The sequence below is a fragment of the Pseudoalteromonas sp. HM-SA03 genome, from assembly GCF_002289345.1.
GTDB lineage: Bacteria > Pseudomonadota > Gammaproteobacteria > Enterobacterales > Alteromonadaceae > Pseudoalteromonas.
This window is the reverse complement of sequence record NZ_NSDG01000046.1, coordinates 25028-38705: the sequence shown is the minus strand read 5'-3', so window position 1 is coordinate 38705 and position 13678 is coordinate 25028. Positions and strand designations below refer to the sequence as shown.

15 protein-coding genes are annotated in these 13678 nt (G+C 42.9%); 9 read left to right on the top strand and 6 right to left on the bottom strand.

The features are described 5' to 3' along the window. Positions 1-206: 206 nt before the first annotated feature. The gene (locus tag CKO50_RS08895) at positions 207-704 is read left to right on the top strand and encodes an RNA polymerase sigma factor (protein WP_095727866.1); all 498 of its coding nucleotides are present in this window, start codon (positions 207-209) and stop codon (positions 702-704) included. Positions 705-884: 180 nt separating this feature from the next. Continuing rightward, positions 885-3296, top strand: a complete 2412-nt coding sequence (locus CKO50_RS08890) for a TonB-dependent receptor (protein ID WP_095727865.1) — start codon at positions 885-887, stop codon at positions 3294-3296. Positions 3297-3345: 49 nt separating this feature from the next. On the opposite strand, the gene CKO50_RS08885 is transcribed toward CKO50_RS08890, so the two are convergent. Continuing rightward, positions 3346-3720: a VOC family protein gene (locus CKO50_RS08885; protein ID WP_255229506.1), complete on the bottom strand. Its 375-nt coding sequence runs from the start codon at positions 3718-3720 to the stop codon at positions 3346-3348. Between the two features lie 228 nt (positions 3721-3948). Between CKO50_RS08885 and CKO50_RS08880 the strand changes: the two genes are divergently transcribed. Beyond that, positions 3949-4254, top strand: coding sequence for an NIPSNAP family protein (locus CKO50_RS08880; protein WP_010604531.1), 306 nt, complete (start codon positions 3949-3951; stop codon positions 4252-4254). A gap of 27 nt (positions 4255-4281) precedes the next feature. Beyond that, positions 4282-4797, top strand: coding sequence for a GNAT family N-acetyltransferase (locus CKO50_RS08875; RefSeq protein ID WP_095727863.1), 516 nt, complete (start codon positions 4282-4284; stop codon positions 4795-4797). A 49-nt stretch (positions 4798-4846) separates the two neighbouring features. Here the strand turns inward: CKO50_RS08875 and CKO50_RS08870 are convergent, their stop codons facing one another. Further along, complete coding sequence (locus CKO50_RS08870) at positions 4847-5746, bottom strand: DMT family transporter (protein WP_176474635.1); 900 nt, start codon at positions 5744-5746, stop codon at positions 4847-4849. A gap of 116 nt (positions 5747-5862) precedes the next feature. Here CKO50_RS08870 and CKO50_RS08865 point away from each other — a divergent pair, with 116 nt between their 5' ends. Next, positions 5863-6345 carry a MarR family winged helix-turn-helix transcriptional regulator gene (locus CKO50_RS08865; RefSeq protein ID WP_095727861.1) on the top strand — a complete coding sequence of 161 codons (483 nt, stop codon included), beginning with the start codon at positions 5863-5865 and terminating at the stop codon, positions 6343-6345. Positions 6346-6491: 146 nt separating this feature from the next. Here CKO50_RS08865 and CKO50_RS08860 read toward each other — a convergent pair whose 3' ends face one another. After that, positions 6492-6917: a GNAT family N-acetyltransferase gene (locus tag CKO50_RS08860; protein WP_095727860.1), complete on the bottom strand. Its 426-nt coding sequence runs from the start codon at positions 6915-6917 to the stop codon at positions 6492-6494. After that, positions 6914-7165, bottom strand: coding sequence for a hypothetical protein (locus tag CKO50_RS08855; protein ID WP_095727859.1), 252 nt, complete (start codon positions 7163-7165; stop codon positions 6914-6916). The genes CKO50_RS08860 and CKO50_RS08855 overlap by 4 nt, the downstream gene beginning before the upstream one ends. A 498-nt stretch (positions 7166-7663) precedes the next feature. Here CKO50_RS08855 and CKO50_RS08850 point away from each other — a divergent pair, with 498 nt between their 5' ends. Next, positions 7664-8113 carry a hypothetical protein gene (locus tag CKO50_RS08850; protein WP_141240132.1) on the top strand — a complete coding sequence of 150 codons (450 nt, stop codon included), beginning with the start codon at positions 7664-7666 and terminating at the stop codon, positions 8111-8113. A 184-nt stretch (positions 8114-8297) separates the two neighbouring features. Here the strand turns inward: CKO50_RS08850 and speB are convergent, their stop codons facing one another. Together speB and speA are read right to left on the bottom strand one after the other, a co-directional pair. Continuing rightward, a complete protein-coding gene (gene speB / locus CKO50_RS08845; protein ID WP_010604538.1) occupies positions 8298-9218 on the bottom strand; it encodes an agmatinase in 921 nt (306 codons plus the stop codon). Positions 9219-9221: 3 nt separating this feature from the next. After that, a complete protein-coding gene (speA, locus tag CKO50_RS08840) occupies positions 9222-11135 on the bottom strand; it encodes a biosynthetic arginine decarboxylase (protein WP_095727857.1) in 1914 nt (637 codons plus the stop codon). A gap of 593 nt (positions 11136-11728) precedes the next feature. Between speA and CKO50_RS08830 the strand changes: the two genes are divergently transcribed. The 3 genes from CKO50_RS08830 (at position 11729) to CKO50_RS08820 (ending at position 13673) form a co-directional block, all read left to right on the top strand. Continuing rightward, positions 11729-12571 (top strand): alpha/beta fold hydrolase, encoded by an 843-nt coding sequence (locus CKO50_RS08830; protein ID WP_045989462.1) that lies wholly within the window; start codon positions 11729-11731, stop codon positions 12569-12571. Between the two features lie 63 nt (positions 12572-12634). Next, complete coding sequence (locus CKO50_RS08825) at positions 12635-13024, top strand: hypothetical protein (RefSeq protein ID WP_095727856.1); 390 nt, start codon at positions 12635-12637, stop codon at positions 13022-13024. A 4-nt stretch (positions 13025-13028) separates the two neighbouring features. Then, the gene (locus CKO50_RS08820; RefSeq protein WP_095727855.1) at positions 13029-13673 is read left to right on the top strand and encodes a DUF6058 family natural product biosynthesis protein; all 645 of its coding nucleotides are present in this window, start codon (positions 13029-13031) and stop codon (positions 13671-13673) included. The last annotated feature ends 5 nt before the right edge of the window (positions 13674-13678 follow it).

The following is a 13678-nucleotide window of genomic DNA, read 5'->3' as shown; positions in this document are numbered from 1 at the left end:
TCAAGTATAAATTATCCGCAGTTCAGATCCGCATTCTGGTAATGAATATCAGTTGGTGTGAGCCTGAGACAAAGGATTTCTAAATAAAGGGTGATGGATTACCTTCACCCACTTAGGCTTTATATCTCAGAAGTATTGCAATTTTTATAAGTGGTAATTATTATCATTCGCAATTTTTTTGCAAGGACTTGCGTGTTGACTTATAAATGATGTATTCACAAGAAATATTACAGTCACTCTCCTCCAATGAATGTGCACTAAAACGTTTTCTGACTAGCAAGCTTGGTTGCTCAGATACAGCGTCAGACATTCTACAAATCATTGCTGAAAAGCTGTTAAAGATGAAAACAAAGCGAAATGTAGAAAATCCAACTGCCTATCTGTATCGCTCCGCCCACAATGAAGTCATTAACTATTTCCGTACTGAACAGGCTAGAACCCAGTATGAAAAAGCGTACATGACGACATGTATTGATAGTCAAATAGCCGATATTTCAAAGTGCCATATCAGCTCGTGTGAGCTTCGTTGCATAAACTTGGCACTGGACGAGCTGCCATTGTTAACCCGGCAGATATTTTTTATGTACACCATCAAGGGTGTTAAACAACGAGATATTGCCACACAGTTAGCAATTAGCCTGTCAAATGTAGAAAAGCGTCTCACCGTAGCAATAAACTTTTGTAAAGAGGTACTGTCTCGTTAAGTTTAGGTGGCACTTTCGCTGCTCGCACATAAAGTATGACGAACACCTTTCAGTTACTACTTATCTTAATGCTCGCCGTTACGCTAAAGCGGATTTTTATAAGATTTTTACGGGTTTGCTAATTCGTAGACGTCTTAACGATGAAATATATAAATGGGTACATGAAAATAGAGGATGACCATGAAAAGCCATACTTTTAGAATAAATAAGTTTCAGCATGCGATAAATATATGTAGACGGAGCTTATTTGTTTCTAGCGCAGGACTCATATTGGCAACTGCGAACGTTTATGCTAGCGATACTACGTACCAACTAAATATAGAACCCCAAACGCTTTCTACAGCGATAACCGAACTGTCAGCTGCAACGCAGCAGCACATTACTGCAGATGGTGTCGCGCTAGCAGAGCAAAGAACGATACAAGTGAAGGGAAACTATACGACGGAAAAAGCACTTGAAATTCTTTTGAAAGGAAGCGGGTTTGTTGCAACTAAAGTTGGCGAAAATCGTTTCTCAATCCATGAAGTAGGCGCAGCTCTCGCGCGTGATAATGAAATTGAACGTATTGCGGTGACGGGCAGTTATGTGGTCAATGAACCAATAGACACGGCAACAGGTTTGGGTCTGACATTGCAAGAAACCCCGCAAACCGTGAACATTATTACTCGGCAAAGTATTGAAGATCAGGCGTTAACGTCACTAACCGATGTGATTAATAATGCGTCTGGCATTTCGGCCAAAGCTTACGATAGCTCAAGGAATGCGTTTTCGTCTCGAGGCTTCAATGTTGACAACTACCAAATTGATGGCGTGCCAGTACAGTGGAATGGCGCGCAGAGTGCTGGTGAGTCGCTTACCGATACGGCGCTCTATGAACGTATTGAAATCGTGCGAGGGGCTACTGGGTTGTTGACCGGTGCAGGAGATCCGTCGGCATCGATTAACTTGGTTCGTAAACATGCAAATTCGAGTGAACTTAGTGGCAAGGTAATTGCGCGCTTAGGGCGCTGGAACAATTATTATGGGAGTGTTGATCTGGGGACAGGGCTAAACGAAAGCGGATCTGTTCGAGGTCGAACGGTTATGGTGCTGCAAGAAGGCGACTCTTTTGTCGACTATGAAAAAAAGAGTAAACAGGTTTTTTATGCCACCGTTGATGCAGATTTGTCGAATGCAACCTTACTGCGATTAGGGTATAGCATTCAAGATAATGAACCCAAAGGCTCTCAATGGGGCGGGCTGCCAATATTCAACTCTGATCTCAGCCGTACAGACTTTGATCGTTCAGCTTCAGTGGCCGCAAAATGGAGTAGTTGGGCCAGTACACACAAAACATTTTTTGCAAACCTACATCACAGCTTTAGTAATGGATGGGAGTTGGTTGCCCATGCGAATAAAAATGTCAGCACTGCAGACATGTATTTACTTTGGGTGTCTGGACTTCCTCACCCTGTGACGGGGGCTGGGATGAAGGCTTCTGCATCGCGGCTAGAAAATGAAAGAGAGCAGGTTGACTTTGGTGTCAGATTACAAGGCATGTACTCTTTGTTTGACCGCGAACATGAGTTTGTAGTTGGAGCTGCAAAGAGCGATCAGGACTTTGTGTATTATGGCTATGAAGGCGGGGGGAGTAAAACCGCCAAACCGGTCACAAACTTTTTTGAGTGGAACGGGGAATTTGACCAGCCAGATTGGGGTCAAAAATACATCAGCCAGGATTACACCACTGAGCAAACAGGTTACTTTGCTGCGACACGAATACATTTGAGCGATAAATTTAAGGCAATTGTTGGTGCACGGTTAGCGAGTTGGAATAGGCAGGGTGTATCCTATGGCAAAGAACAAGACTATGGCGACGATGACGTATTTATTCCCTATGCGGGGTTTCTATATAGTTTAACTGACAGTCATACGATTTATACAAGTTATACGGAAATCTTCAAGCCGCAGAATGCGGTTGACGCTGATGACAATTACTTAGATCCTCTCACTGGGATCAATTATGAAATTGGTTTAAAAAGCACTTATTTCAATGATGCGTTACATACCAATATAACTTACTTTCAAACACAACAAGAGAATTTAGCGGTTGTTGACCCTGATTTTGTTCCACGTCCTGATAAGTTAGCTGCATATAAGGAAGCGGATGGCGTTGAAAGTGACGGCTACGAGCTCGAAGTGGTTGGTCAGATCATGGATGGCTGGAAGATTAATGCCAATTATACCGCATTCGAAGCAACCGCTGAAGATAGTAGCGGCACATCAAATACGGTTAATACCCGATTTCCTAGAAAAATATTTAGGCTATTCAATACCTTTGAATATAACCAATTTACATTGGGTGCAGGTATTTCTTGGGAAGGTGAAAACTACACTGACATAAAATCACCATTAGGTAATGTACGAGTTGAACAGCCTGCCTATTCACTTATCAATTTAATGGCTAGATACCAACACAATGAGGCGCTATCAGTACAACTAAATATTGATAATGCCTTTGATAAAGAATATTACAGTCAGATCGGCTTCTACTCGCAGCTAGCATATGGTGAGCCAAGAAATATTAGTTTGAGTCTTCACTACAAGCTATAAATTTGAACTCCATATTCGATGGAAAAAAGGTATAGAGCTAGAAATAGCGCTATACCTTATCACTAGTAAACACACGAATACGATGTCTATCAGGGTCTAATACGACAAAGCTAGCGCCATATCCCTCGGCTTGCGGGACCTGAGCAAACTCAATATCTAGTAATTTCCATGTATCGTATAAAGCCAAAAACGCCTCTTGGCTTGGTTGCATAATAGAGATTTCAGAACCGCCCCCGGTAATGCAACTTGGTGGTGTAAGGGCTGTGTTTTGTTTAAGTGCAATGGAGATGTTGTTTGCACACTTCATAGAAACAAAAGTTGGAGAAAGTTGCGCTGCCTCACATTGGAATAGCTGTCTATAAAACGCCTCGCTAAGCTTGATATCGCTTACATATAACACCAAAGAATCAACGGTGATCATCATGGAATTCCATCATTTTTTAAAAGTTGCAGCTAAGATACGCTCTTAGTGTGTCAGTTACTGTCAGTAGCTTATGCTGAGTTCAAAACAGGAGTTTGAGCATTTAATCGAGACAGATAGTCCCATATCACTTTAACTTCATGTTATTAACGCTTAAAGTAATCTTGCACGCTATCTATCGCTGTGTAGAGCAATATGAAACTGGTGTTTTTAATAAAAAGGAAAGGTTGTATGGTTACTTGCTACTTAAAATATGTTGTTGATCCGGCAAAAATTGCTGACTTTGAGGAATATGCCAAAATGTGGATCCCACTCGTCAATCGCTTTGGTGGGCAGCACAATGGCTACTTTTTACCATCGGAAGGCGCAAGTAATATTGCCTTGGCATTATTCACCTTTCCAAGTTTGGCGGCCTATGAAACGTATCGCAACGAATCGTTTCAAGATGCACAGTGTCAGGCTGCAATTAAATTTGCAGAAGATACCGGTTGCATAATTAGCTATGAACGCAGCTTCTTTAGACCTGTATTTGAATAGAGGTAAGTAAATGGAGCTGAACATCTCGTGCAACTAGATATTTCTGCCAATCTCAAACTACAAAACCTTGCTTTGACGCATGCAAAACCATTATTTGACTGTGTACAAAGTAGTCGTGCAAGTTTACAAAACGTGCTGCCGTGGGTTGCGACACTACATACCGAGGCTGACGCAGAGCGATACATCGACACACGTATAAACAACCAAGTCGGCGGACTTTGGTCTGCTATTGAGTTTAATTGCGAGTTTTGTGGTGTGTTTGGGATTAAATATATGGACGCGCAAACGCAAACCGCTGAAATCGGCTATTGGCTTGGCGAAAAGGCAAGAGGTCACGGCTTAATCGGTCTAGTGCTTGAACAGGTTATTGTTAAGCTTCGAGAGGTAAGTGATATTAAAACTGTGGAGTTTCAATGTTTACAGTCAAATATTGCGAGCCAGCGGATCATTGAAAAAATAGGCGGCCAGTTTGTTGAGTCCTGTGTCAATGATTTGGGCGTAGCAGGTGACGAGTCGCTATATATCTATCGACTCGCACTTTAATTTCGCCTATTTAAAGCAACGAGCGCATAGTTGCTATGCGCTCAACTGATTAGTTTACCTCACACTTAGCTGGCACAGCTCTGTTTCGTAGGGTAGTGACGATAATTTGCGGTAATAGCGGCATTACAATCATGCCAGCCATTAAGCTATATTGAAGCGGCGTGAACGTTTCGCCCAGTAGCACCAGCCCCGTCAAAATACCCGCAATTGGATTTGCAATACCACCAAAGGTAAAGTCCACCACAGACATACGTTGTAGTAACCACACGTACAAACTATAACCCAGTGCGGTGTTCAGGAGCACGACCCATAATATGCCGCTGAGATTAGTCATCGAGAAATTGTTAAAAGCTGCAATATACTTAGCTGGTGCAATAACACCGTGAACGCTTGATGCGAGTGTGAGAATAACGCCGCCAATAATAAGTTGCCAAGTTAACACTGTCCACCAATGCATGCGACCACCAAGAGACTTAGTGATTGAGCTGCCGATCACGATACAGGTTATTGCCGCAAGTATTGCCGCTAAACCAAGAGGGTTTAAACTCAGTGAACTCGGATCAAATAGCAACCAGGCCAACACAATAAGCGCCGCGCCGCATAGCGCTTGCACCAATCCCGGGCGTTGCTTATTGACCAACCAATGATAAAGCATGGCGAACACCGGCACAGACACCATGCCCACGCTCGATATGGCAGATGGTAGCGTTAACGACATCACGAAGATCATGCTAAAAAAGGCCGCGATATTAATCGCCCCAAGGGCGCATAGTATTTTCCAGTCAGTTTTTTTTGGCAAACTTGGCTTAACTGCTAGCAAAATAAGCCCAGCCGGAAGCGCTCTAATAGCGCCAAGTAAAAGAGGCGGCCAGTCCGCAAGGGTGTATTGTGTTACCGCGTACGTGGTGCCCCATAAAAATGCAGGGATCATCGCGAGGAGTATATTCACATTAACTATCTTTATGTTGAGATACTTTGCGGTAAGATATTACTAAAAACACTTTTTGTAAAGTATCTTTATGTTAAGATATTTCTTTACAAAGTTTGTTGTCGGGGCAAATATTGATGGATGCGATTGATAGAGTACAAGAGCAGTGGGCTCGCGAAAAACCACAGTTAGAAACAACGCCCATGGCGATAATGGGTCGCTTAGTGCGCATAGCTAAACATATGGAAGCCGAAGTTGAAAAGCTACATAAGCAATACGGCTTAAATTTGGGCGAATTTGATGTGTTAGCTACCTTGCGCCGCAGCGGCAAGCCATTTCGCTTAACCCCATCAGAGCTATTTAAAACCATGCTACTCACCTCTGGCGCGATGACCAATCGTTTAGATAAGCTAGCGGCAAAAGGTCTTATTAAGCGTGAGCATTGTGTAGAAGACCGCCGCAGTGTAACAGTTGAATTGACAGCCGAAGGCCTCGCCCTGATTGAAAAGCTGATTGAGCCGCATATCGCCATTCAAGCCCAATTGGTTGAAGGGATGAGTAAAGAGCAGCAAACTTTGTTAAATGGTGTGTTAAAAGAGTGGTTAACGCAATTTGAGTGAGGATATAAACAGTCTTGTAGGCGGTTTACCCGCCGAGAAGTGATGCCTGCGTGTTCAGGTTTTCTGTAAGCCATTGGACTGTTTGCAAGCAGCGCATAATCATCATGGTGTAGTAGGTTCGAATAATCGAAACGCTATTCGACCCACTAAACCTTTGTACTCATCACGTACTCTAGATACCCTGTATGTTCATCTTCCTGTTCAGTGATAACATTGAAGTCTTGAGATAGGTAAAACTGATAGCTTGCTCGATTTTCTTTGTATACACAAAGCGTCAATATCGGTCTTTGATTTTTTGCATGAGTAAGCAATTGTTTGCCTATGCCGTTTCCCTGTCGCTTTGGTTTAACAAACAGGGCGGCTAAGCTGTTTTGGTGTAAAGCGTAAAACCCGACAACGTCGGAGTTCAGTTCGTAGACGTAAACCTCTGAAGCAGGGAGATAAATATTACGCATATTTTCTAAATTAGCTTGCCAAAACTCGGCTGAGATAAACCCGTGTGCTTGAATGGATGCGCTCAGCCAAATTTCAAGTATGGTATCTATGTCATCCTCAGTGTATTTTCTTATCATGATTGCAGCGCTCGCAATTTTTCAAGCACTTCGTTTAGTACAGCAATTCCCATTGTTTTTTCCACGAGGGAATTCATATCCCCTTGAAGAAATTCATTCCAAGATACGGTTTTGGCACCTGAATTGTGTGCATATCTACCATACGCAGATAACACAGTTCCATCATCCTGAATGGAGACGAGATAAAGGTTTTGATCCGGCGTATCAAGCCTACGCTCGAATAGTGTTTTAGGCTGTTTATATTCCATGACTGTTTATCAAATAAAAAAGTAGCGATGTGAATTCAGGTCTCAAGTCTGTGTTGAAGGTTTTTAAAACGCACAGTGATTACCTTTTCATTCCTTGTGATGTGCAAATTATCACTGGGTCATACTTGGTACAAGTGCTTTGTTGGCGAGATGGCATGCTTAATCTTTAAAAACCAAAATAAATTACAAGACCGACCTGAACACGTTAACTTGAGATTGTCTTTTTTGATTGGTATCAAAGCGCATCCACGTGCTTCTCGTTCATTCTTTTGAAACGACGCGATCGAGCGAACCAAGAAAACGTCGCCCCGACATGACACTTAATCCTCAAACCCTAAGCCGATATATAATATCAATTGCACTAAGTCTCCAGNGTGAAATACCATATTAGCGTCGTTAAAAATTTCTCATTTAGAACAACTAAATAGCAAAATTTTTGCCTTGCCTAAATTGTTCAACCATAAGTCTGCAGACTTTTCGTTGTATAATATTTGGTTTATGAGCAAATCAAAAATTCAAGCTAGTGGACAAGTCTCTTTAGAGGAAATTGAATTTATTGACCGTCAGTTTGAAGTCAATGGAAAAAAAAGAGACGCAAGATTAGCAAGACTACTCAACTTTAGAAATAAACAAATTGCACATAACTCGGCGTCGGATGAAACGCTGAAAGATGACTTTGTCCACGTGACTTGTTTTATTCTAAGGGTTTGGGCGATTCTGGATGCGGTATATAGCCCCAATTGTATGCCTCGGCCTATACACATGGATGAGCACTTATTTGACCAGTTTTACAAAATCATGTCTAGAGCAGAACTGTCGCACGTAAAAGCGGAAAGGCTTAAATTTATCAATAAGCTGTTGAGTGCCTGTAGTAAAGATTTAATAACTGGTGAAAGCGATGGTAAGCGACCGTTTGCTGAGCTTAGGATCACCGTAAAAATCAGTTAATAAAGCGTTTTCTATAGATTCGCAACGTTTGATACTTCCGGTTAGAGTTGAGTTTAGCGCTCACGGCACAATAGATTGAATTCGGCGATGAGCTTTTCGAATGTTAATTTGGCGCTAAAGTCACTTGTCCAAACCCCAAAAAAAGCCACCTTGTTAAGGTGGCTTAGTACAACCCCGCATTCGGTTATTTATGCTTTACAGCCCACAGATGCAGTAGTTCGTGTGCAATGGTGGCGGCGGCGATTGCAGTGAGCTCGCTTTGGTCGTAGGAAGGGGAGACTTCTACTACGTCCATGCCTATCATGTTTAGCCCTTGCAGTGCGCGTAAAATCTTCAGCACTTTGTCGCTGGTTAGGCCGCCGCATACTGGGGTGCCGGTGCCTGGTGCGAATGCTGGGTCTAGACAGTCGATATCAAAGGTTAAGTACACCGGCAAGTCGCCAACGCGTGCTTTGATTTGTGCTGCTATTTCTTCGGCACTTAAGTCGTTTGCTGCCATAGCGTCAATCACGCCAAACTCGTGGCCTTGCTCTGTGTACTCGGTTCTAATGCCAATTTGCATTGAATGCTCTGGGCTTATTAGGCCTTCAATCGGAGCATGATAGAACATAGTACCGTGATCATAGCGTGAGCCTTGGCTGTACGTGTCTGTGTGCGCATCAAAATGTACAAGCGCCATTTTACCGTGAATTTGCTGGTGAGCACGCAGCAATGGCAGGGTCACAAAGTGATCGCCGCCTAGGCTTAATAGCGTTTTGCCTTGCTGCAAAATTTGCAGAGCAGCTAGCTCGAGTTGCGCAGTAAAATACTCAGGATCGCCAACCGGGTAAGTGAAATCGCCAGCGTCCTGAAGTTTAATTTTGTCCCACAATGCAAATGACCAAGGGTATTTTTTACTTTCCCAAGCTAAGTGCACGGATGCGCGACGGATCGCATCTGGACCCAAGCGTGCGCCTGGGCGTCCAGAGGTTGCCAAGTCAAATGGCAAGCCAAGTACCACAACGTCTGCATCAATATCTGTGATATTGCGTACCATTGGCTGACGTAAAAACGTCATGCCGTTGGAGTACAGAGAATGATCGGTGTGATCGAATAAGTGGCTCATGGGTTAAAAATCTTCCAAATAAGTATAGCCGTCAAGGCCGGTTTCAAGCTCTGTTAGGCAGGTAGCTCGTTCTTCAAGCGGTAGTTTGCTTTCAACTAAGTTGGCAAAGTTACGCTTAAATTGTTCAACATCAAGGTGTACATAACGCATCATATCGGCAACAGTGTCACCCGCATCGACATTACCAAGCGACAATTCGCCCTGGTCATCTAATGTGGCTACAACGGTGTGGGTGTCGCCAAATAGGTTGTGCATGTCACCTAAAATCTCTTGGTATGCACCCACCAAGAAAAATCCCAATAAATAGGGTCTATCTTTGTAAAACTCTGGTACTGGTAGCGTGGCTTCAATACCTTGGCCATCCACATAATGCTCCACCGTACCGTCAGAATCACAGGTAATATCCAGCAATACCGCGCGGCGCTTTGGTGCCTCTGTTAGCCCGCTGAGTGGCAGTACAGGGAATACCTGTTCAATACCCCAAGCGTCTGGCAAAGATTGAAATAGCGAGAAATTCACAAAGAATTTATCCGCAAGCTTAGCACTGAGTTCGTCAATAATTGGGCGATGGAAACGGTTTTTGTTGTCCATACGCTTGTTCAGCTCATAACATACGCGCAGATTTACTTGCTCCGCCCATGCTCTTTGCTCAAGGCTTAATAGGCCCATCGCAAATTGGCTGTGTACTTCTGCCAAGTCGCCTTGCGTATCATGAAAAATTTCAATCAACGCGCGGTCGTCGCTCTGCTCGTTGAGTGCCTGCCAAGACGTCCACATATTGTGTAGTAGTCTCGGGGCGTCACTTACCGGTGCAGTTATCTCTTCTACTTGGTAGCTTTCGGTGCCAATCACATCAGTGATTAATACCGCGTGATGCGCCGTTAGCGCACGACCCGACTCAGAGATGATCTTTGGCATTGGCTGATTGTATTGCTTACAGGTATCGCCTACGGTGTAAACGATGTTGTTTGCATATTCAGCTAAGCTGTAGTTCATCGAGTTAGACGACTGGCTACGCGTTCCATCGTAATCCACTGCAAGTCCGCCACCTACGTCTAAATTCAACAGATTTGCACCTAAACGGCGTAATTCGCAGTAGAATCTAGCGGCTTCACCCACGCCAACGCGCACATCACGAATATTGGCCATTTGCGAGCCTAAGTGAAAGTGCACCAGTTGCAGCGCGTCTAGCATGTCAGCTTGCTGTAATTGGTTAACAACTGTAAGGACTTGCGATGCAGACAGACCAAATTTGGACTTTTCACCGCCGCTTGCTTGCCATTTACCTTTACCTTGTGATGCCAAACGTACGCGCAATCCTAAACGTGGTTTAACGTTTAGTGCTTTGGCTTCTGCCATCACGATGTCGAGCTCAGAACGCTTTTCTAAAACGATATAAACCTGATGGCCTAATTTTTCACCGATAAGCGCAAGACGGACGTATTCTCTGTCTTTGTAGCCGTTACATACGATCACTGCGCTGGTTTTTTCACTGAGCGCCAATACGGTAAGTAACTCAGCTTTACTGCCAGCTTCTAAGCCAAGCTGTTTTTTATCGCTGGTTGCTTGGCTTGCGATAAGCCCCTCAATGACTTCTTTTTGCTGGTTTACTTTAATTGGGTAAACCAATAAATAATCTTCTGGGTAGCTGTAATCAGTAATCGCCTGATTAAACGCACCAACAATATTATGTACACGCTGTTCTAGAATTTGTGGAAAACGCACTAGCGCAGGTAGGGTATAACCCTCAGATTTAATTTGTTGTGCAATGTTTGTCAGAGTTACGGCGTGCTGTGGCTGCTGTTGGTTCGGCATCGCAGTAACCTCTCCCTGATCATTAATACCAAAGAAGCCTTGGCTCCAGTGGCGCACGTTGTAGCATTCACGTGCTTGCTCAGAAGAGGTAAATTTGGTCATTCAAGTTCCTTAACGTAAGTTAGAGTTCAGCCTGCAGTGCGCCATCAATGGCGGCTACTCACTGAGTGATAGGTAGAATTAACCTGAACTCGGCATAACATCTGGCCAGAGCGATATTACGCTTTTGAGCATGGATATTTTAGTTGATTAACTAACTTTTTATCCTGAGTTCAGGTTAATTAATTTTTGCGCATTAGACACAAATAGAAAGTCTCAGTCTAATGAGTTATTTTGCTCGTCAAGAGTGACAAATCTTTCCCTTAGTTTTGTTGCGCTATAACGTGAATTAAGTGAGTGTAAACAAGGAGTAGTAAATTCTACTCTCGTGGCTTTTTGAGCTAACATTCCATCAAAACGCACGGTTTACATCGATGACCATCAATATTATTTATATCGCTTTGCTCTGTGTGCCTTTGCTTATTTTAGACCTTAAGCTTAGTTGTCGAGAAGGTGGTATCTTGTTCATGGGCTATGTTGCTTATTTCATTTATACGTTGAATTAATAAAGTTTCAGAAGTTTCTGAAACTTTATTGCGTTTATCGAGTAAACTAATTAGTATGTTATTGGGAAAACTTAAAAATGAGAAAGGACAATGAAAACAATAACATCAGCAGTACTCGGACTCGTCGCTTATAGTTCAGTGGCCAGCGCCAACCAATCAGTTCATGAACACGATTATCAATATGTGGAAATAAACGGCAACAAACTTGCCTATGCTTGCAAAGGAGAGGGCGAGACTACCGCACTTTTACTAGCTGGTATGGGCCTTGATGCTCATGAAACCTATAAAAACACCATTCATAACATAAAGCCAAAAGGCTATCGCTTATGTTTTTATGACAGAGCAGGCACCGGAAAAAGCACTTTTGCAAAGCCTCGAGTACGGACTATGTTGGAGCTTACACAAGAGCTTGAGGCATTCACTCAAGCCACCAAAATGGATAATTTAGTACTTGTACCTCACTCTTTTGGTGGCTTTGTTGCAAGAGCCTATGCCAACCGAAACCCTGAAAAAGTGAAAGGGATGGTACTTATTGATATCGCTCATGAGTCTTGGTATCACGATATGAAAAGTAAGATGTCTAAAGAAGCATGGAAGATAATGGAGTGGATCATCAACTGGGAGCGAGATACTCATTCATTAGAAGATTTTGAAGAAGCTTCTGCCCATACAGAGATGTACAAAATCAACCAGAAAATGCCAGTTACTATACTGTCACGTGGGATCCCTTATGTGACTATCCGCTCTACTGGTATGAGTTATGCTGATGTTGATGTTTATACTCAAACTTCAAAAGACTCCCAAATAAAGCTGCAAGAAATTGGCGATAATGTTACGCCCATTACCATGAAATATGCATCTCACCTGTTTGATGAAACAGATCCATTTATTGCCATCAAATATATTGAAGAAATGGTGAAAAAGGTACAATAATATTTTTTACGCAAAGGGTTAGCGGTTATACTGCTGCTAACCTAACTAACAATAATAAAAGCAATGTTCCCTCATCACATAATTAGTTCAAAAATCACGACTTTCTTAGTAGCTGCGGCTGGATTGGCAGGATTGGTATTATCAGTGCTGGGTGTATTTAACCATCCGCAATTGACGTTAATCCTCGACTTTACAGCAAGCTTTTTATGCTTGATGGTCGCGTTTAAGTTATATCAAAAGCAACTCAGGGCCTTAAATTGGGCAGCGGTGCTCGGCGCGCTTATGTCCATTGGCGTCGTCGTTGATGATACGCTAATCCAATTTTCATCAGGACTACTATTAACGGTTCAGTTGAACCTAGAAACCATAGCCGTAAACATCAACTTGCTTGGCTTGATTATCATCGCGACTGCGCTCACGGCAAAAATAAAGCTAACAAATGTAAAGGAATAATCATATGGAACTACTTAACTATCTGCAGACGCATTTTATTACCAAAGAGACTTTGCTGCGCGAGTCGCAGTTATCTCATCTTGAATTGACTACGTTAATTGAAAAGCGTTTAATGCCAAAGGCCGCCTATAAGTTAGCATTAAAGCTTGAATGTGACTCTTTCTTTGGCGAGCACAGTGATGAAAGCTGCCTAGAATTTTATCCGCAAGGCGCTTTAGTGTGGCTTGGTGCTGTATCACAAGTAACGGATGAAGCACAAGCCTTTACACTCTTTAGTAAACGTTATAAAAACCAACTGCATAGATTAAAAGCGCAAGGCCTTAATCCGCGAGATGCAAAACTGAATAAAAACATCGACGCGCACTTAGAAAGTGAGTGGCAACACTTCCTTGACGGTATTTACGGACTTTGTACTAAAACGGGTTTACCTGAAGATATTGCAAATAAAGAAGCCGCCATCGTTATCATCAATGAGTATTTGGCAAGAGATGAACACTTGAGTTCAGATGAACTAACCAACCTTCACCAAGTGGTTGATTTATTGGATGAGGTCAGTGCCTTATTTGCGCCTCATGAGCGTGAACGTAGCTCACGCAAGCGCTTAATCGACGACGTAAGAGCAAAATTTCCAAAGCCTTTAACATCATAATTAAC

What these genes read in the sequence shown, in the direction of transcription:
- speB (WP_010604538.1), bottom strand. Translation starts at nt 9,218, where the DNA reads ATGAGCCACTTATTCGATCACACCGATCATTCTCTGTACTCCAACGGC.
- CKO50_RS08850 (WP_141240132.1), top strand. Translation starts at nt 7,664, where the DNA reads ATGAGCAAATCAAAAATTCAAGCTAGTGGACAAGTCTCTTTAGAGGAA.
- CKO50_RS08820 (WP_095727855.1), top strand. Translation starts at nt 13,029, where the DNA reads ATGGAACTACTTAACTATCTGCAGACGCATTTTATTACCAAAGAGACT.
- CKO50_RS08825 (WP_095727856.1), top strand. Translation starts at nt 12,635, where the DNA reads ATGTTCCCTCATCACATAATTAGTTCAAAAATCACGACTTTCTTAGTA.
- CKO50_RS08880 (WP_010604531.1), top strand. Translation starts at nt 3,949, where the DNA reads ATGGTTACTTGCTACTTAAAATATGTTGTTGATCCGGCAAAAATTGCT.
- CKO50_RS08855 (WP_095727859.1), bottom strand. Translation starts at nt 7,165, where the DNA reads ATGGAATATAAACAGCCTAAAACACTATTCGAGCGTAGGCTTGATACG.
- CKO50_RS08830 (WP_045989462.1), top strand. Translation starts at nt 11,729, where the DNA reads ATGAAAACAATAACATCAGCAGTACTCGGACTCGTCGCTTATAGTTCA.
- CKO50_RS08895 (WP_095727866.1), top strand. Translation starts at nt 207, where the DNA reads ATGATGTATTCACAAGAAATATTACAGTCACTCTCCTCCAATGAATGT.
- CKO50_RS08865 (WP_095727861.1), top strand. Translation starts at nt 5,863, where the DNA reads ATGGATGCGATTGATAGAGTACAAGAGCAGTGGGCTCGCGAAAAACCA.
- CKO50_RS08890 (WP_095727865.1), top strand. Translation starts at nt 885, where the DNA reads ATGAAAAGCCATACTTTTAGAATAAATAAGTTTCAGCATGCGATAAAT.
- CKO50_RS08885 (WP_255229506.1), bottom strand. Translation starts at nt 3,720, where the DNA reads ATGATGATCACCGTTGATTCTTTGGTGTTATATGTAAGCGATATCAAG.
- CKO50_RS08860 (WP_095727860.1), bottom strand. Translation starts at nt 6,917, where the DNA reads ATGATAAGAAAATACACTGAGGATGACATAGATACCATACTTGAAATT.
- speA (WP_095727857.1), bottom strand. Translation starts at nt 11,135, where the DNA reads ATGACCAAATTTACCTCTTCTGAGCAAGCACGTGAATGCTACAACGTG.